Raw genomic sequence first — 24,632 nt, 5'->3', positions numbered from 1 at the left:
TTGTGGATTTGCATTAGGATACCACAACCGTGGAGAAAAGCAAGGGTCAAAGTGTGAAATAATCTCTGGCGGAGGCAAAGAGCTCCAGATCGTACCGGCCGGGCACGTTCTGATAGAGGCCCGGGCCGATCCGCTCGGAGTGGCCCATCTTGCCCAGCACCCGGCCGTCAGGGGAGGTGATGCCCTCCACGGCCCAGACGGAGCCATTGGGGTTGAAGGCCACGTCCATGGTGGGCGCGCCGGTGAGGTCCACGTACTGGGTGGCGATCTGGCCGTTTTCCGCCAGCTGCGCCAGCAGCTCCGGACGGCACAGGAAGCGGCCCTCGCCGTGGGAGATGGGCACGCTGACCACGTCGCCCACGTGTACCCGGCTCAGCCAGGGGGAGCGGTTGGAGGCCACCCGGGTCCGGACGATCCGGGACTGGTGGCGGCCGATGACGTTGTAGGTCAGGGTGGGGCAGGAGTCGTCCATGTCCCGGATCTCGCCGTAGGGCACCAGGCCCAGCTTGATGAGGGCCTGGAAGCCGTTGCAGATGCCAAGCATGAGGCCGTCCCGGTTCTTCAGCAGGTCCATGACCGCGTCGGAGACCTCGCCGTTGCGGAAGAAGGCGGTGATGAACTTGCCGGAGCCGTCGGGCTCGTCGCCGCCGGAGAAGCCGCCGGGGATGAAGATGACCTGGCTTTCCCGGGCCGCCGCGGCAAAGCGTCTGGCGGAGGCCGCCACGTCGGCGGCGGAGCGGTTGTTCAGCACCAGGATCTCCGGCACCAGGCCCGCCCGCTCCACGGCCCAGGCGCTGTCGTACTCGCAGTTGGTGCCCGGGAACACGGGGATCAGCACCTTCGGCGCGGCGCAGCCCGCCTTGGGGGCAGCGCGGGTGAAGGCAGGGGCCTCCAGCACCGGCACAGCTTCGCTGCCCTGATCGGCGGTCATGGGGAACACGTCCTCCAGGGTCTCGTCGTAGGGTCCGGTCAGCTCACCCAAGGTCACGGACTCGCACTCGCAGCAGATGCAGCCGCTGCCGTTGGTGACGCCGACGCAGATGCCGTCGTCCAGGTCCTCCGCGGCCTCCAGCAGCATGGCCGCCGGGCGGCGAGCGAAGAGGTCCGCGGGCAGGAAGGCGTCGGTGAAGGAGAAGCCCAGGCCGTTGCCCAGGCAGCTCTTCATCACCGACACGGCGATGCCGCCGAAGCCTGTGACGCCGGCGCTGAGGACCTTGCCGGAGGCGATGAGGCGCTGGGCGGTATCCAGCACGGCGCACAGGCTCTCGGGATCCAGCGCCCCGTCGGCCTCCGTCTTGGGAGAGAGCAGATAGACCTTGTGGCCGGAGCCCTTGAACTCGTTGGAGAGAATCCGGTCCGTCCGGCCCACGGACACGGCGAAGGACACCAGGGTGGGGGGCACGTCCAGGTCATTGAAGGACCCGGACATGGAGTCCTTGCCGCCGATGGCGGCGCACTGGAGGTCCAGCTGGGCGGACAGGGCGCCCAGCAGGGCGGCCACGGGCTTGCCCCAGCGCTCCGGGGCGGTGCCCAGCTTCTCAAAGTACTCCTGGAAAGAGAGCCAGCACTTCCTCCGGTCGCCGCCGGCGGCGATGACCTTGGCCACGGACTCCGCCACGGCCAGATAGGCGCCCCGGTAGGGGGAATCGTCCATCACGTGTGGATCGCCGCCCCAGGCCATGATGGAGCAGGTGGTGGTCTCGTGGCCCAGCACCGGCAGCTTGGCCGCCATGGCCTGGGCGGGGGTCTTCTGGAACTTGCCGCCGAAGGGCATCAGTACGGAGCCGGCGCCGATGGTGGAGTCAAACCGCTCGCACAGCCCCTGCCGGGAGCAGACGTTCAGGTCCGCGGCAAAGGCTTTGAGGGTGTCGTGGAAGTTGGTGACGGGGATAGACTTGGGGGCCTGCGGGGCCTCCACCCGGGCGGCGGCGTGCTTTGCGGCGCCGTTGGTGTCCAGGAAGGCCCGGCTCAGGTCCGCCACGGTTTGGCCGTTCCAGCGCATGACCATGCGGCCAGTGTCGGTGACGGTGGCCACGACGGTGGACTCCAGATTCTCCTCCCCGGCGATCTCCATGAAGCGGGGGGCGTCCTTCGCCTCCACCACCACGGCCATGCGCTCCTGGGACTCGGAGATGGCAAGCTCCGTGGCGTCCAGGCCCTCGTACTTCTTGGGCACGGCGGAGAGGTCGATGTCCAGGGAGTCCGCCAGCTCGCCCACGGCCACGGATACGCCGCCGGCGCCAAAGTCGTTGCAGCGCTTGATGAGCCGCACGGCCTCGCTGTGGCGGAAGAGGCGCTGGAGCTTACGCTCCTCCGGGGCGTTGCCCTTTTGCACCTCGGCGGAGCAGGTGGCGACGGACTTGCTGTCGTGGCTCTTGGAGGAGCCGGTGGCGCCGCCGATGCCGTCCCGGCCGGTGCGGCCGCCCAGCAAAATCACCACGTCGCCGGGCTGGGGCACCTCCCGCCGGACGCTGCCGGCGGGCACCGCGCCCACCACGGCGCCGATCTCCAATCGCTTGGCGGCGTAGCCCTTGTGGTAGATCTCATCCACCAGCCCCGTGGCCAGGCCGATCTGGTTGCCGTAGGAGCTGTATCCGTTGGCGGCGGACTGGACGATCTTGCGCTGGGGCAGCTTTCCCGGAATGGTGTCGGCGATGGGGGTCCGGGGGTCCGCCGCGCCGGTGACACGCATGGCCTGGTACACATAGCCTCGGCCCGCCAGGGGGTCCCGGATGGCGCCGCCGATGCAGGTGGCGGCGCCGCCGAAGGGCTCGATCTCCGTGGGGTGGTTGTGGGTCTCGTTCTTAAAGAGGAGCAGCCAGGGCTTCTTTACGCCGTCCTCGTCCACGTCGATCTTCACCGTGCAGGCATTGATCTCCTCGGACTCGTCCAGATCGGGCAGCAGCCCCTGCTGCTTGAGATACTTGGCGCCGCGGGTGCCCATGTCCATGAGGGTCACGGGCTTTTCTCCGGCGTGAGTGGCCTCCCGGACGGAGAGGTAGCGGTCGTAGGCGGCCTTGGCCCGGGGATCGTCAAAGGCGATGTCCGTCAGCACCGTGCCGAAGGTGGTGTGGCGGCAGTGGTCGGACCAGTAGGTGTCCAGAATGCGGATCTCCGTGATGGTGGGGTCCCGGTGCTCCCGGGCAAAGTAATCCCGGCAGCACTGGAGGTCCCCCAGGTCCATGGCCAGGCCCAGGGAGGCGATCAGCCCCTCCAGAGCGCGGTCGTCCATGGCGGTGAAGCCCTCCAGCACCATGGGCGGCGCGGGCTGGTTCACCTCCATGGCCAGGGAGTCCACGCTCTCCAAGCCCGCCTCCCGGGCCTCCACGGGGTTGATGACATAGGATTTGATCTTCTCCACGTCGGCGGGGGAGAGCTGGCCGGAGAGCAGATACACCTTGGCGCTGCGGAGCCGGGGCCGCTCGCCCTGGGTCATCAGCTGGATGCAGGCTTCGGCGGAGTCCGCCCGCTGGTCGAACTGGCCCGGCAGGTACTCCACGGCAAAGGCGGTGAAGTCCCCGGCGGGGAGGGAGGCGGTGGCGTCGTCCACCTGGGGCTCGGAGAACACGGTGTTCACCGCCCGGCGGAAGGCGGCCTCGTCCAGACCCTCCACGTCGTAGCGGTTGAGCAGGCGCAGACCCGTCAGGGCGGTGATGCCCAGCAGCGTCTGCAGCTCCCGCAGCAGCTCCGAGGCCTCCTGCCGCAGGGGGGGCTTTTTCTCCACATAAATGCGTCGTACCATGATGGCAAAACCTCCAAGCGCCCGCAGGCGCGTATTTTTCAGCGGAAAGAAGCCCGCCGCCCAGCGGCGGGCCTGAACTTGTTGGGAAAGGGGAAAAAACTTGTGCGACGGGAAGGAAGAGAGTTACGAGAGGAACCCAGGAAGGGTTCCTTTCGTTTTCAATCATAAGTTTTTTGAACGCTCTTAGAGGTTCAAAAAACTTGCTCAGAGTGGCGAAAAGGTTTTTCGCCACTCTGAGGCCCGCCGCCCAGCGGCGGGCCCGGTGGTCAGGATTGGAGGGACAGGGCCCGGCGGCCGATGTCCCGGCGCAGGTACTTGCCCTCAAAATCGATGGTGCCGGCGGCGGCATAGGCGTCCCGAAGGGCCTCCTCCAGCGTGTCCGCCGTAGCGGTGACGCCCAGCACCCGGCCGCCGGAGGTGACCAGCGCGCCCTCCGCCGTCAGAGCGTCTCCAGCGTGGTAGACGGTGACATTCTCCGGCAGAGTGTCCGGCAGGGTGATGGCCTTGCCCTTCTCATAGTGGCCGGGATAGCCGCCGGAGGCCAGGATCACGCAGGCGGCGGCGCCGCTGCGCCACTCCACGGTGAGCTGGCCCAGCGTCTCACTCTCCACGGCCCGCATGACGGTCAGCAGGTCGGTTTTCAGCAGGGGCAGCACCACCTGGGTCTCCGGGTCGCCGAAGCGGCAGTTGTACTCGATGACTTTGGGCCCCTTGGGGGTCAGCATCAGGCCGAAGTAGAGGCAGCCCTTGAAGGGGCAGCCCTCGGCCCGCATGGCGGCCAGGGTGGGAAGGAAGATGGTCTCCATGCAGATCTTCGCCGTCTCCGGCGTGTAGCAGGGGTTGGGGGCGATGGTGCCCATGCCGCCGGTGTTGAGGCCGGTGTCGCCCTCTCCGGCCCGCTTGTGGTCCATGGAGGAGACCATGGGCACGATGGCGGTGCCGTCGGTGAAGGCCAGGACGCTGACTTCCGGTCCGGTGAGGAACTCCTCCACGACGATCTCGTTGCCGGAGGCGCCGAACACCTTGTCCTCCATAATGGACTTCACGGCGTCCTCCGCCTCAGAGAGGTTCTGGGGGATCAGCACCCCCTTGCCCAGGGCCAGGCCGTCGGCCTTGATGACGATGGGGAAGTCGGCCCCGCGCAGGTATGCCAGGGCCTTGGCCGGGTCGTCAAAGACCCGGTAATCGGCGGTGGGGATGCCGTACTGTTTCATGAGGTTCTTGGAAAAGACCTTGCTGGCCTCGATCCGGGCGGCCTTGGCGTCGGGGCCGAAGCAGGGGATGCCGGCCTCGTGGAGCCGGTCCACGCAGCCCAGGGCCAGGGGGTCATCCGGCGCCACCACGGCGAAGTCCACGCCGTGGGAGACGGCGAAGTCCACGATGGCGCCGATGTCCTTGGCGCCGATCTCCGGCACGCACACGGCGTCGGCGGCGATGCCGCCGTTGCCCGGCAGGGCGTAAATGGTCTCCACCTCCGGGTTCTCCCGGAGCTTTTTGATCATAGCGTGCTCGCGGCCCCCGCCGCCGACCACCAGAAGATTCATAAATATTATCCTCCTCTTATCCTGCGACCTGGCCCCTGGCAAGGCCGGGAAAAACGTTGGGCTACCGAAAAAATTTGCCGAAGGCAAATTCATTTGGCAATCATTTTCGCCGCGGCGTGTACGTGGCGAAAATACTTTGACCCAGCCGCCTTGGGCGGCGCTCACCAGTGACCGATGTCACTGGTGGTGGGGGAGATAGAGGGGAAAGCAGCAAAGCGCCTCCTGAGGCGGATTAAGCGAGCTGCTTTCGAGGCAGCGGCGCGATTGGCGGCCCCAATAGGGCCGGGAATCGCAATGCCGCAACGGTGTCAGCCAGCTCCCCCTCTATCTCAATGGTGGAACAGCCGCATCCCCGTAAAGCACATGACCATGCCGTACTTGTCGGCCGTCTCGATTACGTGGTCGTCCCGGATGGAGCCGCCTGGCTCGGCGATGTACTGCACGCCGGACTTCCGGGCCCGCTCCACATTGTCCCCGAAGGGGAAGAAGGCGTCGGACCCGCAGGTGACGCCGGTGAGCCGGGCGATCCAGGCCTTTTTCTCCTCCGCCGTCAGCGCCTCCGGCTTCACGGCAAAGGTCTGCTGCCACACGCCCTCGGCCAGGATGTCCTCGTACTCGTCGGAGGTGTAGATGTCGATGGCGTTGTCCCGGTCCGGGCGGCGGATGCCCTCCACGAACTGCAATCCAAGTACCTTGGGGTGCTGGCGCAGCCACCAGTTGTCTGCCTTGGAGCCGGCCAGGCGGGTGCAGTGGATGCGGCTCTGCTGGCCGGCGCCCACGCCGATGGCCTGGCCGTCCTTCACGTAGCACACGGAGTTGGACTGGGTGTACTTGAGGGTGATGAGGGCCACGATCATATCGATCTTGGCCTGCTGGGGCAGGTCCTTGTTGACCGTTACGATGTTGTCCAGCAATTCCTCGTCGATTTTAAAGTTGTTGCGGCCCTGCTGGAAGGTGACGCCGAACACGTCCTTGTACTCCTGGGGCGCGGGCACGTAGTCCGGGTCGATTTGCACCACGTTGTAGTTGCCCTTTTTCTTGGTTTTCAGGATCTCCAGGGCCTCGTCGGTGTAGCCGGGGGCGATGATGCCGTCGGACACCTCGTACTTTAAGTACCGGGCGGTGGCGGCGTCGCAGACATCGGAAAGGGCCGCCCAGTCGCCGTAGGAGCACAGCCGGTCGGCGCCCCGGGCCCGGATGTAGGCGCAGGCGATGGGGCTGAGGTCCGCGCCGGGGTCTACAAAGTAGATCTTCCGGTCCGTCTCGGTCAGGGGCGCGCCCACGGCGGCCCCGGCGGGGGAGACGTGCTTGAAGCTGGCGGCGGCGGGCAGGCCCGTGGCGGCCTTCAGCTCCCGCACCAGCTGCCAGGAGTTCAGCGCGTCCAGAAAATTGATGTAGCCCGGCTTGCCGTTCAGCACGGTGAGGGGCAGGTCCGTGCCCTCCCGCATGAAGATGCGGGAGGGCTTTTGATTGGGATTGCAGCCGTATTTCAGTTCCAGTTCTTTCATGAGCGGAATGCTCCCTCCTCGGAAATTTGTTTACATAACGTTTCAACCGCCTGGGGCAGCAGGACCCATTCCGCCTGCTCCATCACCCGGCGCTGCAAGGTGGCGGCCGTGTCCTCCGGCAGGATCTCCACGGCCTTTTGCAGCAGAATGCGGCCGCCGTCGGGGATCTCGTTGACCAGGTGGACCGTGGCGCCGGTGATCTTCACCCCCCGGGCCAGGGCCGCCTCGTGGACCCGCAGGCCGTAATAGCCCTTGCCGCAGAAGGACGGGATCAGAGAGGGGTGGACGTTGACGATCCGGTCCGGCCAGCGGCGGACAAAATCTGCCGATAAAATGGACATAAAGCCCGCTAAAACGATCAAATCGGCCTGACAACGGGTCAACTGCTCCTGGAGCTCCGCCTCGAAGGCCTCCTGGCTCTTGCCGCTGCGGGCGACCACTGCCCGGGGCACGCCGTGGTTGGCGGCCCGGGTCAGGGCGTAGGCGCCGGGCTGGCTGGAGCAGACCAGAACGATCTCCCCGTGGGACAGGCTGCCGCCCTCCTGGGACCGCAGCAGGGCCTCCAGATTGGTGCCGCCGCCGGAGACCAGCACGGCAATGCGGGCGCGAGTTAACATAAAACCACCCGATCCTCTCCCGGGACGATCTCGCCGATGGGATAGGCGTCACAGCCTCCCTCACGCAGGGCGGAGAGGGCCTTGTCGGCGCTGGCGGCGGAGGCGATGACCACCATGCCCACGCCGCAGTTGAAGGTGTTGAACAGATCCCGCTCCGGGATATCCCCCATCCGCTGGAGCATGGGGAAGATGGGGGGGATCCGCAGGGCGGCCTTTTCGATCCTGGCGGTGAGCCCGTCGGGCAGGCAGCGGGGGATGTTCTCGTAGAAGCCGCCGCCGGTGATGTGGCTGATGCCGTGGATCTCCGCCGCGGCGAGAGCCGCCAGCACGGGTTTGACATAGATGCGGGTGGGGGTCAGCAGGGCCTCGCCCAGGGTCGTCCCCAGCTCGCCGCAGTAGGCGCCCAGGTCGGTGTGCTCCACGTCAAAGACCTTCCGCACCAGGGAGTAGCCGTTGGAGTGGAGGCCGGAGGAGGGCAGGGCCAAAATCACGTCGCCGGGCTTCATGGCGCTGTGGTCGACGATCTTGGCCTTGTCCACGATGCCGACGGAGAAGCCCGCCAGGTCGTAGTCGTCGGCGGCCATGACGCCGGGGTGCTCGGCGGTCTCGCCGCCGATCAGGGCGCAGCCCGCCTGGACGCAGCCCTCCGCCACGCCGGAGACCAGGGACGCTACCTTCTCCGGCTCATTTTTTCCGATGGCGATGTAGTCCAGGAAAAACAGCGGCTTTGCGCCGCAGCAGACGATGTCGTTGACGCACATGGCCACGCAGTCGATGCCCACGGTGTCGTGCTTGTCCATCAGCTGGGCAATGCGCTGCTTGGTGCCCACGCCGTCGGTGCCGGAGACCAGCACCGGCTCCGCCATGCCGGCAAGATCCGGGGCGAACAGCCCGCCGAAGCCCCCAATGCCGGAGACCACGCCGGGGATCACCGTGCGGTCCACATGGGCCTTCATCAGCCGCACGCCCTCGTAGCCGGCCTCGATGTTCACGCCGGCGGCGGCGTAGGACGCGGAGTGGGAGTTTTCCATCTCTTCAACCTCCAAATGAGTGGGTATTAGAAATCAGGTGCCGGGAATTTTAAAATTTTGGAAAAACTGCCTCGGCCGTTATTCCCTGCCGGTCCAGCAGTAGGTACAGATCTTGTCCCGGTCGATGCCGATGGCCTCCAGCAGCCCCTCCAGGGACTGATAGCCCAGAGAGTCGAAGCCCAGCTGCCGGCAGATGGTTTTCAGCAGGCACTGGCCCCGCTCGGTGGAGGCGTCGGCATACTCCTCCAGGTGCTGCTGGCCCTCGTCGCCCTCCAGCTCCTGAATGGTGCGGCGGGACAGCAGGTCCATGTCGGAGTTGCTGCGGGAGAAGTTCAGGTACTTGCAGCCGTACATGATGGGCGGGCAGGCGGAGCGCATATGGACCTCCGCCGCGCCGCTGGCGTAGAGAAATTCCACCGTCTCCCGCAGCTGGGTGCCCCGGACGATGGAGTCGTCCACGAACAGCAGCTTCTTACCCTCGATCAGCTCGGGGACGGGGATCTGCTTCATCTTGGCCACCTGGTTGCGCACGTCCTGGCTGGTGGGCATGAAGGACCGGGGCCAGGTGGGGGTGTATTTGACGAAGGGCCGGGCAAAGGGCTTGCCGCTGCGGTTGGCGAAGCCGATGGCGTGGGGCACGCCGGAGTCCGGCACGCCGGCCACGTAGTCCACCTTGGGCAGCATCCCCCGGGCCACCTCGTCCCGGGCCATGATCTCGCCGTTGCGGTAGCGCATGACCTCCACGTTGACGCCCTCGTAGTTGGAGTTGGGGTAGCCGTAGTAGGTCCAGAGGAAGGCGCAGATCCGCATCTGCTCCCCGGCGGGGGACAAGGACTCGCAGCCGTCGGCAGTGATCTTCACAATCTCCCGGGGGCCCAGCTCATAGGTGGTCTGATAGCCCAGCTTCTGGTAGGCGAAGGACTCGAAGGAGACGCAGCAGCCGTCCTCGTTCCGGCCGATCAGCACTGGCAGGCGACCCAGCTTGTCCCGGGCGGCGATGATGCCGTCCGGTGTCAGCAGCAAAATGGTGGCGGAGCCGTCGATGAGATCCTGGGCGTGGCGGATGCCGTCCACCAGGGAGTCCGCCTGGTTGATGAGGGCGGCGATCAGCTCCGACTCATTGACCTTGCCGTTGCTCTGCGCCATGAACTGGTGGCCGTGGTGGGAGAAGTACTTTTCCACCAGGGCGTCCGCATTGTTGATGATGCCCACGGTGGTGATGGCGTACAGGCCCAGGTGAGACCGCACCAGCAGGGGCTGGGGGTCCGTGTCGGAGATGCAGCCGATGCCGCTGCACCCGAGGAACTCCGTCAGGTCCGCCTCGAATTTGGTGCGGAAGGGGGTGTTCTCGATGTTGTGGATCTGCCGCTGGAAGCCGGCGGCCGGGTCGTAGATGGCCATGCCGCCCCGGCGGGTGCCCAGGTGGGAGTGGTAGTCCGTGCCGAAGAACACGTCCAGCACGCAGTCCCGCCTGGAGATCGCGCCAAAAAAGCCGCCCATGGATTACTTGTCCCCCATGAGGCGGCGCATGACCTCCTCATAGGCCTCCTCGGCGCCGCCCAGATCCCGGCGGAAACGGTCCTTGTCCAGCTTCTCGTGGGTCTTTTCGTCCCACAGGCGGCAGGTGTCGGGGCTGATCTCGTCGGCCAGGACGATGGTCCCGTCGGCGGTCTTGCCGAATTCCAGCTTGAAGTCCACCAGATCAATGCCGATCTCCTTCATGAAGTCCTTGAGCAGGTCGTTGACAACGAAGGCGTATTTCTTGATGAGGTCGATCTCCTCTTTCGTGGCCAGCTTCAGCGCCAGGGCGTGGTATTCGTTGAGCAGGGGATCGCCCAGGTCGTCGTTCTTGTAGGAGAACTCGATGGTGGGCGCCTCGAATACGATGCCCTCCTCCACGCCGTACCGTTTGGCGAAGGAGCCGGCGGAGATGTTGCGGATGATGACCTCCAGGGGGACGATGGAGACCTTCTTCACCAGAGTCTCCCGGTCGCTGAGCTCCTCCACGAAGTGGGTGGGGACGCCCTGGGCCTCCAGACGGCGCATGAGGTTGTTGGTCATGCGGTTGTTGATGGCGCCCTTACCGGCGATGGTGCCCTTTTTCAGGCCGTTGAACGCGGTGGCGTCGTCCTTGTAGGACACGATGAACAGCTCGGGATCGTCGGTGCGGAACACCTTTTTGGCCTTGCCCTCATAGACCTGCTCTAACTTCTGCATGGTGGTAGTCCTCCTGTTTGATATATAATAAATCGTGTTTGACCATCTCTTATTTCCGCTCCAGCTCCTCCTGGAGCCGGGCTTCCTTCTCCGCGATCTGGCGGGCCATGGCGGCGCGCTCCGCCTCCAGCCGTTCCGCCAGGGCGGCGTCCTCTACCGCCAGGATCTGGGCGGCCAGGACGGCAGCGTTTTTGGCGCCGTTCAGCGCCACGGTGGCCACGGGGATGCCGCTGGGCATCTGGACCGTGGCCAGCAGGGCGTCCAGGCCGTCCATGGCCCCGCCCTTCATGGGGATGCCGATGACCGGCAGGGTGGTGTTGGCGGCAAAGGCGCCGGCCAAATGGGCCGCCATGCCGGCGGCGCAGATGACGGCGCCAAAGCCCTCCGCCCGGGCATTTTTGGCGAACAGTGCCGCCTGGCCGGGGGTGCGGTGGGCGCTGAGGATATGGGCCTCAAAGGGGATGCCAAGGGACTCCAGCTGGGCGCAGGCGCCCTTGACGACGGGCCAGTCGGAGTCGGAGCCCATGATAACGGCAACTTTTTTCATGTGACGGGACCCTCCTTACAGCTTTTTGCGCAGGACCGTGTGACGGAAGAAGCCGTCGGCGAAATACTCCTGGGAGCAGAACACCGGCTTGCCGTCGATGTCGAAGTCCACCTCGTCCATATACAGAACCGGTGCGCCGACGCTGATCTGCAAAGTCTCCGCCAGGGTGGCGTCCGCCGTGATGGGCTTCAGGTCCGTCAGGTCCAGATAGGGGTAGATGCCGCAGAAGCGCTGCAAGAAGTGGAAGATGGGCAGTTTCAGGTCCTGGATGGTGTAATTGTCCCGCACCAGGGACTTGTCCACCACGTCCTCGCAGTAGATGGCGGGGCGGCCGTCGGCGGTGCACAGGCGGGCCACGCGGATCACGGGCGCTCCCTCTTCAATGGCCAGCTGCCGGGCGATCTTGGCGTCGGCGGTGCCTTCGGACACCCGCACGAAGGCCACCTCCGCCCGGTAGCCGCTCTGGCGGATCATGTCCAGGAACTCCACCTCGATGTCCATGCGGGCGGTGGCATCCAGCACATGGCGGTTGATGATGGTGCCCACGCCGTGGCGGCGGGTGATGAAGCCCTCCCGCTCCAGGGAGGCCAGAATGTCCCGCAGCTGGGTACGGCTGATGCCCAGCTTTTCCGCCAGGACGCTCTCGCGGGGCAGGCGTTCGCTGTTGGCGTAGGCGCCCTCCTTCATGGCGGAGAGCAGCTGGAGCCGGATGGTCTTGGACTGGGACGGCTGCGTACTCATAAGCTCACCTCAATTTCAGTATGAAAAGGTAGTACTATTAAAGGTCGTACCTTATTGTACCGAATTTGCAGCCTTGCCGCAATAGACAAAATGGACAAGTTCGCCGCCGCCTTTTCCGCCGGGACTTGTAGAGCCTGGAACTGTGTTTTGAATGGACCGGAAAAAATCTCCGCAGAAAAAGAATTTGTGGTATGATAAGAAAAAATACCGCCCCGGCGGCGCCGGAGACGGAACAGAACAAGGAGGAGACGCCGATGAAGATCGTGATTTTAGGCGCGGAAGCCCGTTACCGCCGGTATCTGCCGGACCTGCCCTTTGCCAGGGCCCAGGAGCCGGTGTATCTGGACAAGGACAGCACCGAGGAGCAGATCCTCGCCGCCGCACCGGACGCGGAGGCGCTGTTCGTGGACGCCATCACGCCGGTGAGCGGCGCTCTCATGGAGCGGATGCCCCGCCTGCGGCTGATCCACTCCGAGGGCGTGGCTTTTGACAGGATCGACCTGGCTGCCGCCCGGGCCCGGGGCATCGACGTGTGCAACAACAAGGGCTGCAATGCTGCTGCCGTGGCGGAGCAGACCGTTTTGCTGATGCTGATGCTGCTGCGCCATGCTCTGGAGGGGGACCGGATGGTCCGCCAGGGCCGCCAGATGGAGATGAAGGAGCGCTCCATGGTGGAGGGCATCACGGAGCTGGGGGCCTGCCGGGTGGGCCTGGTGGGCTTTGGAGACATTGCCAAGGCCACGGCGGCGCGGCTGGCGGCCTTCGGCTGCGAGATCTGCTACTATACACCCCACCGCCGCGCGCCGGAGGAAGAGGCCCGCTGGGGTGTCACCTACCTGCCTCTGGAGGAGCTGGCGGAGCGCTGCGACATCGTGAGCCTCCACTGCGCCGTGACGGATCAGACCCGGAACATGGTGGACGAGGCCTTCCTGGCGCGCATGAAGCCCACGGCGTATCTCATCAACACCGGCCGGGGAGACCTGGTGGACAATCTGGCCCTGCGCCGGGCGTTGGAGGAGGGCCGCGTCGCCGGGGCGGGCCTGGACACCCTGGCGCCGGAGCCGGTGCCGGCGGACCACCCCCTGGTGGACCTGCCCCCTGAGCTCCGGGACCGGGTGGTGCTCTCGCCCCATCTGGGCGGCATCACCGAGGGGGCGTTCCGCCGCAGCCACCTGCACATGTGGCGCAACGCGGAGCGGGTGGCAGCCGGGGAGAAGCCGGACAACATCGTCAACTGAGGGAGCGGGTGCCGGCGCGGTGTCATTTCCCGGGAAAGAAAAAAGGCGGAGGATCGGCCATATGGCCGATCCTCCGCTTGTTTTTGGTGGTACCAAAGGCAACCCCCGGCTAAGCCGGGGGTAAAAAATAGCTTAAAGCGAGGAGAAGAGTAGAAAAAGAAAAAACTCCCTGATGAGGTAGAAGTGGTTTGCCGACCACACAACTACGATAACAGGGAGGTCTTCATCGTGAAAGACAAAGACATAAGTAGTTTAGAGCATACAAGTTGGAGATGTCAATATCACATCGTATTTGCGCCCAAATATCGAAGGATGGAGATATATGGACAGATAAAACAGGATATAGGAGTGATATTGAGAAAACTGTGTCAGCAAAAAGGTGTAGAAATCATAGAAGCCAGAGCGTGCCCAGACCATATACACATGCTGATAAGTATCCCGCCCAAGTACAGTGTATCACAGATTATGGGGTACTTGAAAGGAAAAAGTAGTCTGATGATATTTGATCGGCATGCAAATCTGAAATATAAGTACGGAAATCGGCACTTTTGGGCCAGAGGGTATTATGTGGATACAGTGGGGCGGAATAAAAAGCAGATAGCAGAGTATATCCGAAACCAACTGGCATCAGATCAAATCGCAGACCAGATAGGACTGAAAGAGTTTGTGGACCCGTTTACGGGTCGCGAGAACAAGAAGGCGTAAAAAGAACCCCTTAAGGGGTAAGCCCGAGAAAGAAATGCAGTCGGCAAACCTTTCGGGGCCCCTTAAGGGGCTTCGTCCGTATCAGGCCCTTTTAGGGCCTACTCAAGCCTCCGGCTTAGCCGGAGGTTTTGACTGAAAAATTTTGCTTGCTCAGCGTCCCTCGCACCAGGCGCAGGCGGCCAGGGCCGCCACGGCGCCGTCGGCGCAGGCGGTGGTCAGCTGCCGGATGGCCTTGGCCCGGCAGTCCCCGGCCACGAACACGCCGGGGGCGGCGGTGCGGCAGTCCTCCCCGGCGGGCAGGAAGCCGTCGGCCCCCGTGAGACCCAGTGCCGCGGCCAGGGCCGTCTGGGGCTGCTGGCCCACGGCCTGGAACAGCCCGTCCACCGCCAGCTCCGACTCCGCGCCGGTGGCCGTATCCCGGAGGGCCAGGCCCGTCAGGGCCGTTTCGCCCCGCAGGGCGGTGATGACCGTGTTCATCCGCAGCGTCACATTGGCCCGCTTGGCCAGGGCCTCCGCCAGGATGGGATCGCCCCGGAAGGCGTCCCGCCGGTGGACCACCGTCACGTGGCGGCACAGGTCCGAAAGGAACAGGGCGTCCTGGAGGGCGGTGTTGCCGCCGCCGGCCACGGCCACGTCCTTCCCGGTGAAAAACGCCCCGTCGCACACGGCGCAGTAGGACACGCCGCCTAAGGTCTCCTCCCCGGGCAGGCCCAATGTTCGGTGCTTCATGCCGGTGGCCAAAACCAGGGCGGAGGCGGTATAGGCGCCGTAGTCGGTGGTGACGGAGTGGGGCGCGCCGGTCCGGATGGAGAGGACCTCCTCCAGCTCCATCCGGGCCCCCAGGGCCTCCGCCTGGGAGAAGAGCCGCTCCGCCAGTTCCGCGCCGGAGACACCGTAGCAGCCGGGGAAGTTGTCCACCCGGGGAGAGGAGGCGATCTGCCCGCCGAAGGCCTCCTTTTCCAGCACCAGCACGGACTTGCCCGCCCGGCGGGCGTAGATGGCGGCGGTGAGCCCGGCGGGGCCGCCGCCCACGATGACGATGTCGAAGTGTTCGTTCATACAGATCACCTGATAGAGAAGAATGAAAAAGGAGGGACCGGGGGTCCCTCCTTTTGGATTTTGTGCTTACGCGTGGGTGGCGGCAAACTTCTTGATGACGGAGGCGTTCACCAGCTTCTCCACCTGATCGCCGTGGCGGACGATCAGGGTGGGGGCCTGCTGGATGCCGTACCGGCTCACCAGGTCCATGTGCTCGCTGACGTCCATCACCTGGTAGCGCAGGCCCGCCTTCTCCAGCTCGCTCTTGGCGATCTTGCAGTTGGGGCAGGTCTTGGTGGTGAAGAGGAACAGCTCGTCCTCAGCGCCGGGGACAGAGGCGGATACGGCGGGCGCGGTCTCGGCGGCGCCGGCGCTCTCCCGGTCGCACAGGCGGCGGCCCTCCAGACGGGAGTTCTCCACTTCATACTCCCTGCGGTCCTTGAACTCCTGGACCTTGCCGTCGTTCCAGTTCTGGACGGGGCGGTAGTAGCCGGTGATTCGGCTCCAGACCTCGGTGGCCTTGCCGCATTTCGGGCAGGTGAAGTGCTCGCCGGAGATGTAGCCGTGGTCCTGGCAGATGGAGTAGGTGGGGGACATGGTGTAGTAGGGCAGCTTGAAGTTCTCCGCGATCTTGCGGACCAGATTGGCGGCCGCCTTCCAGTCCGGCAGCTTCTCGCCCAGGAAGGCGTGGAACACGGTGCCGGAGGTGTAGAGGGTCTGCAGCTCGTCCTGAATGGCCAGGGCGTCAAAGATGTCGGTGGTGTAGCCCACGGGCAGGTGAGAGCTGTTGGTGTAGTACGGCGTGTCGCCGGGGTTCTTGGCGGCGGTGATGATGTCGGGGTACTTCTCCACGTCGTGCTTGGCCAGACGGTAGGTGGTGGATTCCGCGGGGGTGGCCTCCAGGTTATAGAGGTCGCCGTACATCTCCTGGTAGTCGCTCAGGCGCTCGCGCATGTGGTTGAGCACGTCCTTGGCAAAGGCCTGGGTCTCGGGGTGGGTCAGGTCCTTGCGCAGCCACTTGGCGTTGAGGCCCACCTCGTTCATACCGATCAGGCCGATGGTGGAGAAGTGGTTATCAAAGGTGCCCAGATAATATTTGGTGTAGGGATACAGGCCCGCCTCCATCAGGCGGGTGATGACAGTGCGCTTGGTCTTGAGGCTCCGGGCCGCCACGTCCATGATGTGGTCCAGGCGCTCATAGAACTCCTCGGGAGTCTGGGACAGGTACGCGATCCGGGGCAGGTTGATGGTGACCACGCCCACGGAGCCGGTGGACTCGCCGGAGCCGAAGTAGCCGCCGGACTTCTTGCGCAGCTCCCGCAGGTCCAGCCGCAGGCGGCAGCACATGCTGCGCACGTCGGAGGGCTCCATGTCGGAGTTGATGTAGTTGGAGAAGTAGGGGGTGCCGTACTTGGCGGTCATCTCAAAGAGGAGCCGGTTATTTTCAGTGTCGGACCAGTCGAAGTCCTTGGTGATGGAGTAGGTGGGGATGGGATACTGGAAGCCCCGGCCATCGGCGTCGCCCTCGGTCATGATCTCGATGAAGGCCTTGTTGACCATGTCCATCTCTTTTTTGCAGTCACCGTAGGTGAAGTCCTGCTCCTTGCCGCCCACGATGGCCGGCAGGTTCTCCAGATCCTTGGGGACGGTCCAGTCCAGGGTGATGTTGGAGAAGGGCGCCTGGGTGCCCCAGCGGGAGGGGGTGTTCACGCCGAAGACGAAGGACTGGATGCACTGCTTGACTTCCTTCTGGGAGAGGTTGTCCACCTTGACGAAGGGAGCAAGGTACGTGTCAAAGGAGCTGAACGCCTGGGCGCCGGCCCACTCGTTCTGCATGATCCCTAAGAAGTTCACCATCTGGTTGCACAGGGTGGACAGGTGGCTGGCAGGGGTGGAGTTGATCTTGCCGGGGATGCCCAGGCCCTGCTGGATCAGCTGCTTGAGGCTCCAGCCGGCGCAGTAGCCGGTGAGCATGGAGAGGTCGTGGAGGTGGATATCGCCGTCCTTGTGGGCTCTGGCGATCTCCTCATCGTAAATCTCGCTGAGCCAGTAGTTGGCGGTGATGGCGCCGGAGTTGGAGAGGATCAGGCCGCCCACGGAGTAGGTGACGGTGGAGTTCTCCTTCACGCGCCAGTCGTTGATCTTCACATAGTTGTCCACCAGCTCCTTGTAGTCCAGCATGGTGGAGTTGAGGTTGCGGATCTTCTCCCGCTGCTTGCGGTAGAGGATGTAGGCCTTGGCCACATCGGCATAGCCGGCCTGGCTGAGCACATCCTCCACGCTGTCCTGGATCTGTTCCACAGAGACCTTGCCGTCATGGATCTTGTCCTGATAGTCCGCAGTCACCCGGAGGGCCAGCAGGTCGATGATGTCCGGGTTATATTCCTTATGAGTGGCCTCAAAAGCCTTGGTAATGGCCGCGCTGATCTTGGCGAGATTGAATTCCGCGACCTGACCGTCTCTTTTCACAACTTGATACATGAAGGTCCCCTGCTTTCTCTTTGAATTACACACCTGCGGAGCCGTGCGCCCCGCGAAATCCATTGTACCACACGCTGTGGTAAAGTCAATGGAGGAAACCACAATATCTTGTGATGTCTTTCGTAGGAATCCACAAAGGAAACCAGAGTCACTCCACGCCCCGCAGCTCCGCCCGGGGCAGGAAGGGACGGAGGATCTCAGAAAGAGCCGCCATTTCGACATCGCTGAACCCATGACAGCCGCCGGCGATCAGATTGCCGGAATCCACGAATTTCTGAAGGAAGAACCGGGGCGTCCGACCCTCCGGGAAAAAGCCTGCCACCCAGCGGCCCATGGCGGCCAGGTCCTCCGCCGTGTGGAGCTCCCGCACCAGTGTGGTGCGCAGCTCGAAGTCCACGCCGCTGCCGATGAGCAGCCTCAGGCTCTCCTCCACCGGGCCGGCGTCCAGCCCCGGCACGCCGCAGGTCTCGCCGTATCGCGCCGGGCAGTTCTTGATGTCCATAGCCACATAGTCTGCCAGCCCCCGGTCCAGGATCTCCTTCAGGGCCTGGGGATAGAAGCCGTTGGTGTCCAGCTTCACGGCGAAGCCCATGTCCCGCACTGCCGCCAGAAAATCCGCTGCGCCGGGGTGCAGCAGCGGCTCCCCGCCGGAGAGGACCACCCCGTCCAGAAGCCCCCGGCGCGTGCTCAGAAAGTTCAGCACGTCCTGCTCCGTCAGAGCAGGGCTCTCTGCCAGCCGCGTTACCAGCAGGGCATTGTGACAGAATGGGCACCGCAGATTACAGCCGCCGGTGAACACCGTGGCTGCCAGCTTTCCCGGATAGTCCACCATGGATAGTTTTTGCAGTCCGCAGATCCGCACGTTCCTCTCCTCCTTGACCTGCTCCAGATTACAAGATGTTGTTATTGTAAACTTTAAAAAACACAATAGGAAGTGGTGGTTGCAACAAAAGCCAAATAAAGAGGCCCGCCGCGGGAGGAGCGCCTCCCGGATGGCGGCGGAGTGGCCGCCGCAGGCAGGTGCCGGGTATGTTGCAATCTGCATGATTTTTCCTCCTTTTGCCGGCAAAAAACCGGCGCTTCCCCATCTTGAACAGGGGGGAGCGTGTTCTTATAATAAAACCAATGCGCGCCCCGCCGGGACGCGTAAAATCGGACGGGGGAACACCCCGAAAAGGAGATCGAAAATGAAAAAAACAGTCACCCTGGCGCTGACCCTGCTGATGCTGACCGGAATTCTCTCCGGCTGCGCCACTGACACACCGGCTGACAATGCCGAGGACACCACTGCGGCCGATGCCGCACAGACCCAGAGCACTGGGAATTTCACCGATGAAATGAAGATCCCCTACGCCATCGATCTGTCCGAAGAGGACGGGGCGGACAGCGTGGAGCGCGCCGGCGACCATACCGACTCTCCCTACTTTGCCCATCCCGACGTGTACAACATGGAATCCACGGATACCCTGACCGTTCTGTCTCATTTCAAGACCCAGCAGCAGACCAGCGAGTGGTCCTGCGGTGTCACCTCCGCCCTGATGGTGCTGGAGTGGTATGACCGGCTGGGCGAGTGGAACGAGGAGAGCCTGGCCGCCCTGCGCCATTCCCTGGACGGCACGGAGCTGGAGGGCTATCCCGGCACCACATTAAAGCAGGCCATGGACATCTTCGAGGGCGTGGGCGGTTTTGATATGATCACCACTTACGACTATCCCGACGGCATCTGGATGGAGGACATCCAGGGCTGGCTGGCGGAAGGCAAGCCGGTCATGATCGCCTGGAACGACTGGGGCGGACACTGGCAGATCATCATTGGCTACGACACCATGGGCACCGAGACGCAGCAGGACGATGTGTTCATCGTGGCCGATCCCTATGACACCACCGACCACAATCAGGACGGCTACGGCTTCTACCCCGCGGAGCGGCTGATGTACAACTTTACCATGTACGGCGCTTTCCCCGAGGAGGAGGGCGGCAGCGACATGCTGTTCCTGGTAGCCAGTCCCGCGGCGTAACCGCCGGATCGGAGACGAGCGCCAAAAAAGAGACCGCCTCCGGCACAGAAAACACTCTGTGCCGGCGGCGGTTTTTTCGGAAATAAGGAGCGGTTCAGAAGTCCTCCAGCACCTGGACCGCGGCGCCCAGAACTCCGTCGCCGATGTAGACGCTGAGCGTGCCGTCCATCTCTCCGTCCCACAGGTGATCGAAGTCCGGCAGGGCGGCGGCCAGCCGGGCCCGCAGGTCCAGCATCGCCTCCGGTGCGCCGCCGTTGGCCACGGCCAGATTATACCGCTTTCCGCCGTCCAGGGCCTGCTCTGTCAGTTCCACCAGCTTGGAGATCACCTGCTGGCGGCCCCGGACCTTGGCTACGGAACGCAGTTGTCCGTCGGCGGCGAAGGTGAGAAGGGGCTTGATCTGCAGCATGGTCCCCGCTACGGCGGTGATCTTGCCGATGCGGCCGCCCTTTTGCAGGTATTCCAGGGTGTCCACCGAGAAGAAGGGGTGGGTGTTTCGGATCAGGGAGGGGACCCGCCGCTGCGTCAGATCCTCCCAGGAGGCACCGGCGCGGATGTCCTCCGCCAGCTGCAAAATGGTCATGCCCACCCCCAGAGAGCCGCTGACGGAGTCATAGACCTGGACGCACAGGTCCCGCCGCTCCTCGGCCAGGAGCCGCACCATGTTGTAGGTGCCGGAGAGGCCGCCGGAGAGCATTACGGCAATGACGCCGTCGTAACCCTCCGCCGCAATGGCGTCCAGGGCGTCGGAGATATCCTGTCCCGTGGGCAGAGAGGTATGGGGCAATTCACCCTCCCGCAGGCGGCGGTAGATGTCCCGGGCGCGGATATCCACGCCGTCGCGGAACTCGCCGTCCCGGCAGCGGATGCGCAGCGGTACGATCCGGATATGGTGCTCCGCAGCGGCCTGGGGGGTCAGATCCGCACAGGAGTCGGTCAGCAGGGCAATTTTATGGGGCGTCATCGTTCCATCTCCAAATCTTATTCGGCTCCGTTGTAAGCTGTCGGCGGCGCACGACGAGATACGGTCCACTGCGCCGCGAAAACTGTCGCATCCGCCTATGAAAGGCGGCTGGACAATGCAGATATATCGGTCTGATGCATCTTGTCATAAGACCTGCGTATCAGATGAAATAATCCCGACAGGATACAGTATACCGGAAACCCGGGAAAAAAATCAAGAGGAGATTGCAGAAAAGCCGCATGCACTTGACAAGAGCGGCTGCCTTGTGTAGGGTGAGGAAAAGGGGGCGTGGAATATGAAAAAATGGAGACGGTCGGCCTGCATCGAGACGCTGTACGGAGAACTGCCCTTCCTGGAGCGGTTCCGGGCGGCCCGGGAGGACGGGTTTGACGCCGTGGAGTTCTGGAGCTGGACCGACAAGGATCTGCCGGCAGTGAAGGCGGCGGCACAGGCGGCGGGTATCGCCGTCTGTGCGTTTGACGGGGACGCGGAACTATCCCTGGTGGATCCGGACCAGCGGCAGGCGTATTTGGCGTTTTTGGAGCGCTCGCTGGAGGCGGCCCGGTTCCTGGGGGCGGCCGGCCTTACCATCCACTCCAACGGTCTGGGAGAGGGCGGCCAGGTTCTGCGGGACTACCGGGAGTTGTCCCATACGGTGAAGCTGTGCGCCCTGTACGGCGGACTGGAACAGTGTGCCGCCCTGGGGGAGAAATGGGGCGTGACGCTGAGTCTGGAGCCGCTGAATGTGGTGACGGACCACCCCGGCAACTTCCTGACCCACACCCAGATGGCCGCGGAGCTGGTCCGGCTGATCGGTTCTCCCCGGCTGCGGGTGCTGTACGACGTGTACCATATGCAGCTCAACGAGGGCTGCCTCTGCGAGACCATAGCCCGGTACGGGGATACCTTCGGCCATGTCCACGTGGCGGATGCGCCGGGCCGCCACGAGCCCGGCACCGGCGAGATCTGTTACCGGCGGGTGTACGACGCCCTGGAGGAAGCCGGGTACGACGGCCTCCTGGGCTACGAGCTGTTCCCGGCGGCGGACACGGCAGCGGCGGTCCGGGCCATCATGGGCGAGTGACGGCGGGGGGGGCCGGATATCAAAACAGCGGCGGGAGCATCCGGACCGATGCTCCCGCCGCTGTTTTTAGAAAAGGGCCTGCAGGGCGCCCAACACCAGGAGATGGGCCGGATAGTACACATAGAAGAACCATTTGGAAAAGGCGTTCCCGGCTCCGCGCCGCCCCTTGTAAAGGGACAGCAGCAGGATGGGGATGAATGCGCCCGCGTTTTCGATGGTATATGCGTAGTACTCCGTATCTATATAGAATACATGGTCGTAAAACAATCCGAAAAAGGGCGTTGTCAGCAAGGTGAGGACGTCCATGCCCAGCAGGACGACCAGGCAGTATGCGAAGGCCTGGTGCTTGAAGTTTCCGTGAAAATAGTCCAGCACAAGGATCATGAGGATGCCTGTGCAGCCCCAGTCCGCCGGGACGCAGAGAATGACCAGAGCAGTGATCAGCAGTACCTTGGCGGCCGGGTTTTGGATCCGCGTGCTTCTCCGGATCCGGATGCCCAGAACGCCCAGAAAGATCGTGTAGATGACGTTCGGACGCATAAAGGAAGCGTCCGCCAGGCTGCCGCCGTATCGGAAATACAGAAACGGGAGCCAGCTGACGGCGGCAAACGCGGCCAGCCGGAAGAGGTACTTACGGACACTGCGTGTGTGATGGTAGCCCTCGACCGCGGAAAAGAACATGACGGGACCGGTTATCCTGCCGATGATGTGCATGAGAATGGCGGGGGCGGTCCCACTGGGGACGAAGGCAAAGGCGATATGGTCGATGGTCATGGCAAGGATCGCGATGTACTTCAGGCTGTTCAAGGAGAGCCCTCTGTCCGCCGGTGCCTGCGGCGGTGCGGTGTGCAGATCGGTCATGAAGTTCCTCCGTTATGATATGCAGAAATACGTCAGGTTCCCGCACATTATAACATGAGAGAAAACGGAGCATTCCTTAAGAGTTTCTTAATCAAACGAAAAAGAGCAGGCGGAAAGCCGCCCGCAGATTCAGCGCTCGATCACAACGATAGAGTGGGAGTTATCTCCGCCTGCAAAAGGAAAACAAAAAAATCGGAGTATCCCGAAGGATACTCCGATTGGTCCGAGTGTAATTATAGGACTTGGAAAAATCCGGTCATATCAATGGTTTTAACGCAGCAAGCAAGAGGTTTTATCTTAAACTGACCGAAATACAACAGTAACCTTCGTGATGATATCCCGCAACTGGCAAGAGCCTACATCATATGCAAGGATATCTCCAGATGTTGCAAAAGATCGCTCTGTTTCCTGAATCCCACTGTGGGAAATATAAATTCTTCCATTACGATGGGTAATACTGTAATGAACTCCATTCCAAAGAAATTCCACTTCTCCATGCCATCTCATGCAGGTTTGGAAATCACTTATAGTGGTAAAACGATTTTGCTCCAAGGAATTGGAGGGGACAATCGTGTTTTTCATATAAAACCTTCTTTCAAAGCTCTTAAACTCAGGCGCGCCGCCGGGATAATTGATTGGAGGCTGTGGATCAGGAAAACCAGCGGGATTATCCCAATTGATGAGATGATCGTGTGGATTTGTATGTGCCCAAGGTTGCTTGTGGTCAGTATAATGTCTTTCCAGCGCCGCTCGACCATCGCTTCCAATTTTTGTATCGACACGATAGCCGTTCTTGTATGTTGTTTTAATTTCTCCTGGTTCACCAAGGAAACGCTGGTCATCAGGCTTATTAGGACTGGGTTTCCATCCCCCGCCGTATGCACTTCCGCCGCCTTTTCCAGTTAGGTACGGCTCTATTGTATCACGATTCCCGCTTGATGAGCTACCAATTTTAAAGGCATCTAAATCTTCACGATGGAAACTTCGTTCATAGTTCATATACCGCCAGGAACTACGTTCATAATCCACATCAATGATATTACCTTGCATTTCGGGAAACGGTGTATTGTAGCAAATAATTTTTTCCGGCTCAATGCGCCGCAGCATCTCGTTGTATCCTGCCATGAACCATTCTTTCTGGTCACAGCGGTTGTCATGTTCTGAGACCATATAAGTGGAGACAGCAACAACACTTCCTTTTTCAATCCCTTCAAAGCAGAAATCAAACGTGGATTCATCTCCCCAGTTGACGGTCGGAATGACCCGGAGCCCTTTGGATGCCCAGTAAGCGCCGCACCAGCGATTACGAAATACATTGTAGAGCTGCATAACAGGTGCCATCTCCAGGTACAGGCTGAAATCCGGCGACAGCACCGCACGGTAGCGGGAGAGTTTTTCAATGTCGTTGTCTGGATTCTTCCAGACCCGCTCAAAGCGATAGTCATATAGGAAGAAGTGTACCATGCGGTCGAGGTGATTCTGGTCCTCCAGATGGGTTTTGTCAAAACCGATCAACAAAAGATCATCAAAGTCTCCGGGACTTTCTTGGAACTTGGGAATGATGGGGATTTTTAACTTTCCTTTGCCGGGAAACTGGTTGCGAAGCAGTGTTTGACTGGTTCGGTAGTTGTAGTTTTCTTCGGTCATATGGACCCTCCTGTATGTAGTAAGGAACAAGTCCTTCTGCATACAGGCCCCCAAACAACGAAAGTCTCACATTTCTGTGCAACAACATAAGAAAATTTACAAATTGGCAACAAAAAATCGGAGTATCCCGAAGGATACTCCGATGGTCCGAGTGGCGAGACTTGAACTCACGACCCCTTGACCCCCAGTCAAGTGCGCTACCAACTGCGCTACACCCGGATATTCTCTTGTGCTGTACTTGTTGAAGTCAGCTTACATATACTAGCATAGCAAAAAAGAAAATGCAAGCTTTTTTTTGAAAAAATAAAAAATTTTAGGAGAGCCGAATCCAGAAATTTTTGGTTGACAAATAGCGGGGGGTTTGGTATCATACTAAAAGTGTTCGGACAGAGGGCTGAAATCACTATGGAGAGATGTCCGAGCGGTTGAAGGAACCGGTCTTGAAAACCGGCGAGGCGAAAGTCTCCGTGGGTTCGAATCCCACTCTCTCCGCCAAACTTTATATGGATCTGCAGAAGTACCCAAGAGGCCGAAGGGGCTCCCCTGCTAAGGGAGTAGGCTGGATAAAACCGGCGCGAGGGTTCAAATCCCTCCTTCTGCGCCACGTCGGAGCAAAGTTCGCTTTGCTCCGACGTCTTTTTATGCCTGT

19 protein-coding genes and 3 tRNA genes are annotated in these 24,632 nt (G+C 62.2%); 6 read left to right on the top strand and 16 right to left on the bottom strand.

All coding sequences use genetic code 11. From position 1 onward, the window contains the following. Positions 1 to 46: 46 nt before the first annotated feature. From ACVDHE_RS01530 to ACVDHE_RS01490, 9 genes are all read right to left on the bottom strand, one after another. Positions 47 to 3,742, bottom strand: a complete 3,696-nt coding sequence (locus tag ACVDHE_RS01530) for a phosphoribosylformylglycinamidine synthase (protein WP_458885388.1) — start codon at positions 3,740 to 3,742, stop codon at positions 47 to 49. 266 nt (positions 3,743 to 4,008) lie between these two features. Beyond that, complete coding sequence (purD, locus tag ACVDHE_RS01525; protein ID WP_458885387.1) at positions 4,009 to 5,286, bottom strand: phosphoribosylamine--glycine ligase; 1,278 nt, start codon at positions 5,284 to 5,286, stop codon at positions 4,009 to 4,011. Between the two features lie 329 nt (positions 5,287 to 5,615). Then, positions 5,616 to 6,794, bottom strand: coding sequence for a phosphoribosylaminoimidazolecarboxamide formyltransferase (locus ACVDHE_RS01520; protein ID WP_458885386.1), 1,179 nt, complete (start codon positions 6,792 to 6,794; stop codon positions 5,616 to 5,618). After that, positions 6,791 to 7,411, bottom strand: a complete 621-nt coding sequence (gene purN, locus ACVDHE_RS01515) for a phosphoribosylglycinamide formyltransferase (protein ID WP_458885385.1) — start codon at positions 7,409 to 7,411, stop codon at positions 6,791 to 6,793. Before purN ends, ACVDHE_RS01520 begins: the two co-directional genes overlap by 4 nt. Next, complete coding sequence (gene purM, locus ACVDHE_RS01510; protein WP_325227139.1) at positions 7,405 to 8,442, bottom strand: phosphoribosylformylglycinamidine cyclo-ligase; 1,038 nt, start codon at positions 8,440 to 8,442, stop codon at positions 7,405 to 7,407. The genes purN and purM overlap by 7 nt, the downstream gene beginning before the upstream one ends. A gap of 78 nt (positions 8,443 to 8,520) precedes the next feature. Then, positions 8,521 to 9,942, bottom strand: coding sequence for an amidophosphoribosyltransferase (locus ACVDHE_RS01505; RefSeq protein ID WP_458885384.1), 1,422 nt, complete (start codon positions 9,940 to 9,942; stop codon positions 8,521 to 8,523). Positions 9,943 to 9,945: 3 nt separating this feature from the next. Next, on the bottom strand, positions 9,946 to 10,659 hold the full coding sequence (gene purC / locus ACVDHE_RS01500) for a phosphoribosylaminoimidazolesuccinocarboxamide synthase (RefSeq protein ID WP_458885383.1): 714 nt from the start codon (positions 10,657 to 10,659) through the stop codon (positions 9,946 to 9,948). A gap of 49 nt (positions 10,660 to 10,708) precedes the next feature. After that, a complete protein-coding gene (gene purE / locus ACVDHE_RS01495) occupies positions 10,709 to 11,206 on the bottom strand; it encodes a 5-(carboxyamino)imidazole ribonucleotide mutase (RefSeq protein WP_418726201.1) in 498 nt (165 codons plus the stop codon). Between the two features lie 15 nt (positions 11,207 to 11,221). Beyond that, positions 11,222 to 11,947 (bottom strand): GntR family transcriptional regulator, encoded by a 726-nt coding sequence (locus ACVDHE_RS01490; protein ID WP_458885382.1) that lies wholly within the window; start codon positions 11,945 to 11,947, stop codon positions 11,222 to 11,224. A 191-nt stretch (positions 11,948 to 12,138) separates the two neighbouring features. Between ACVDHE_RS01490 and ACVDHE_RS01485 the strand changes: the two genes are divergently transcribed. Further along, positions 12,139 to 13,185: a 2-hydroxyacid dehydrogenase gene (locus ACVDHE_RS01485; protein ID WP_458885381.1), complete on the top strand. Its 1,047-nt coding sequence runs from the start codon at positions 12,139 to 12,141 to the stop codon at positions 13,183 to 13,185. Between the two features lie 225 nt (positions 13,186 to 13,410). Continuing rightward, entirely contained in the window at positions 13,411 to 13,890 is a 480-nt protein-coding gene (gene tnpA, locus ACVDHE_RS01480; RefSeq protein ID WP_087270007.1) for an IS200/IS605 family transposase, read from the top strand. A 150-nt stretch (positions 13,891 to 14,040) separates the two neighbouring features. Here the strand turns inward: tnpA and ACVDHE_RS01475 are convergent, their stop codons facing one another. The 3 genes from ACVDHE_RS01475 to ACVDHE_RS01465 all read right to left on the bottom strand — a co-directional run bounded on the left by ACVDHE_RS01475 (position 14,041) and on the right by ACVDHE_RS01465 (position 18,454). Continuing rightward, positions 14,041 to 14,949 carry an NAD(P)/FAD-dependent oxidoreductase gene (locus ACVDHE_RS01475; RefSeq protein WP_458885380.1) on the bottom strand — a complete coding sequence of 303 codons (909 nt, stop codon included), beginning with the start codon at positions 14,947 to 14,949 and terminating at the stop codon, positions 14,041 to 14,043. Between the two features lie 66 nt (positions 14,950 to 15,015). Next, positions 15,016 to 17,409 carry a ribonucleoside triphosphate reductase gene (locus ACVDHE_RS01470; RefSeq protein WP_213039127.1) on the bottom strand — a complete coding sequence of 798 codons (2,394 nt, stop codon included), beginning with the start codon at positions 17,407 to 17,409 and terminating at the stop codon, positions 15,016 to 15,018. A 148-nt stretch (positions 17,410 to 17,557) separates the two neighbouring features. Beyond that, positions 17,558 to 18,454: an anaerobic ribonucleoside-triphosphate reductase activating protein gene (locus ACVDHE_RS01465; protein WP_418726205.1), complete on the bottom strand. Its 897-nt coding sequence runs from the start codon at positions 18,452 to 18,454 to the stop codon at positions 17,558 to 17,560. A 142-nt stretch (positions 18,455 to 18,596) separates the two neighbouring features. On the opposite strand from ACVDHE_RS01465, the gene ACVDHE_RS01460 reads away from it, so the two are divergent. Further along, a complete protein-coding gene (locus tag ACVDHE_RS01460; RefSeq protein WP_458885379.1) occupies positions 18,597 to 19,427 on the top strand; it encodes a papain-like cysteine protease family protein in 831 nt (276 codons plus the stop codon). A gap of 94 nt (positions 19,428 to 19,521) precedes the next feature. Here the strand turns inward: ACVDHE_RS01460 and ACVDHE_RS01455 are convergent, their stop codons facing one another. Further along, a complete protein-coding gene (locus ACVDHE_RS01455) occupies positions 19,522 to 20,391 on the bottom strand; it encodes a DegV family protein (protein WP_458885378.1) in 870 nt (289 codons plus the stop codon). Between the two features lie 295 nt (positions 20,392 to 20,686). Here ACVDHE_RS01455 and ACVDHE_RS01450 point away from each other — a divergent pair, with 295 nt between their 5' ends. Continuing rightward, the gene (locus ACVDHE_RS01450; protein WP_325285299.1) at positions 20,687 to 21,475 is read left to right on the top strand and encodes a TIM barrel protein; all 789 of its coding nucleotides are present in this window, start codon (positions 20,687 to 20,689) and stop codon (positions 21,473 to 21,475) included. Positions 21,476 to 21,541: 66 nt separating this feature from the next. On the opposite strand, the gene ACVDHE_RS01445 is transcribed toward ACVDHE_RS01450, so the two are convergent. From ACVDHE_RS01445 to ACVDHE_RS01435, 3 genes are all read right to left on the bottom strand, one after another. Next, positions 21,542 to 22,336, bottom strand: coding sequence for a TraX family protein (locus ACVDHE_RS01445; protein ID WP_458885377.1), 795 nt, complete (start codon positions 22,334 to 22,336; stop codon positions 21,542 to 21,544). Positions 22,337 to 22,633: 297 nt separating this feature from the next. Next, on the bottom strand, positions 22,634 to 23,983 hold the full coding sequence (locus ACVDHE_RS01440; protein ID WP_458885376.1) for a DUF4417 domain-containing protein: 1,350 nt from the start codon (positions 23,981 to 23,983) through the stop codon (positions 22,634 to 22,636). A gap of 143 nt (positions 23,984 to 24,126) precedes the next feature. Then, positions 24,127 to 24,202 (bottom strand) — tRNA-Pro (locus ACVDHE_RS01435). 188 nt (positions 24,203 to 24,390) lie between these two features. Here ACVDHE_RS01435 and ACVDHE_RS01430 point away from each other — a divergent pair. Beyond that, positions 24,391 to 24,478: transfer RNA gene (locus ACVDHE_RS01430), tRNA-Ser, on the top strand. 16 nt (positions 24,479 to 24,494) lie between these two features. Beyond that, positions 24,495 to 24,587: transfer RNA gene (locus tag ACVDHE_RS01425), tRNA-Ser, on the top strand. The last annotated feature ends 45 nt before the right edge of the window (positions 24,588 to 24,632 follow it).

Source organism: Dysosmobacter sp. Phy, assembly GCF_054476235.1.
Note: the sequence above shows the minus strand (reverse complement) of the source record. Positions and strands in the feature narration are given on the sequence as shown.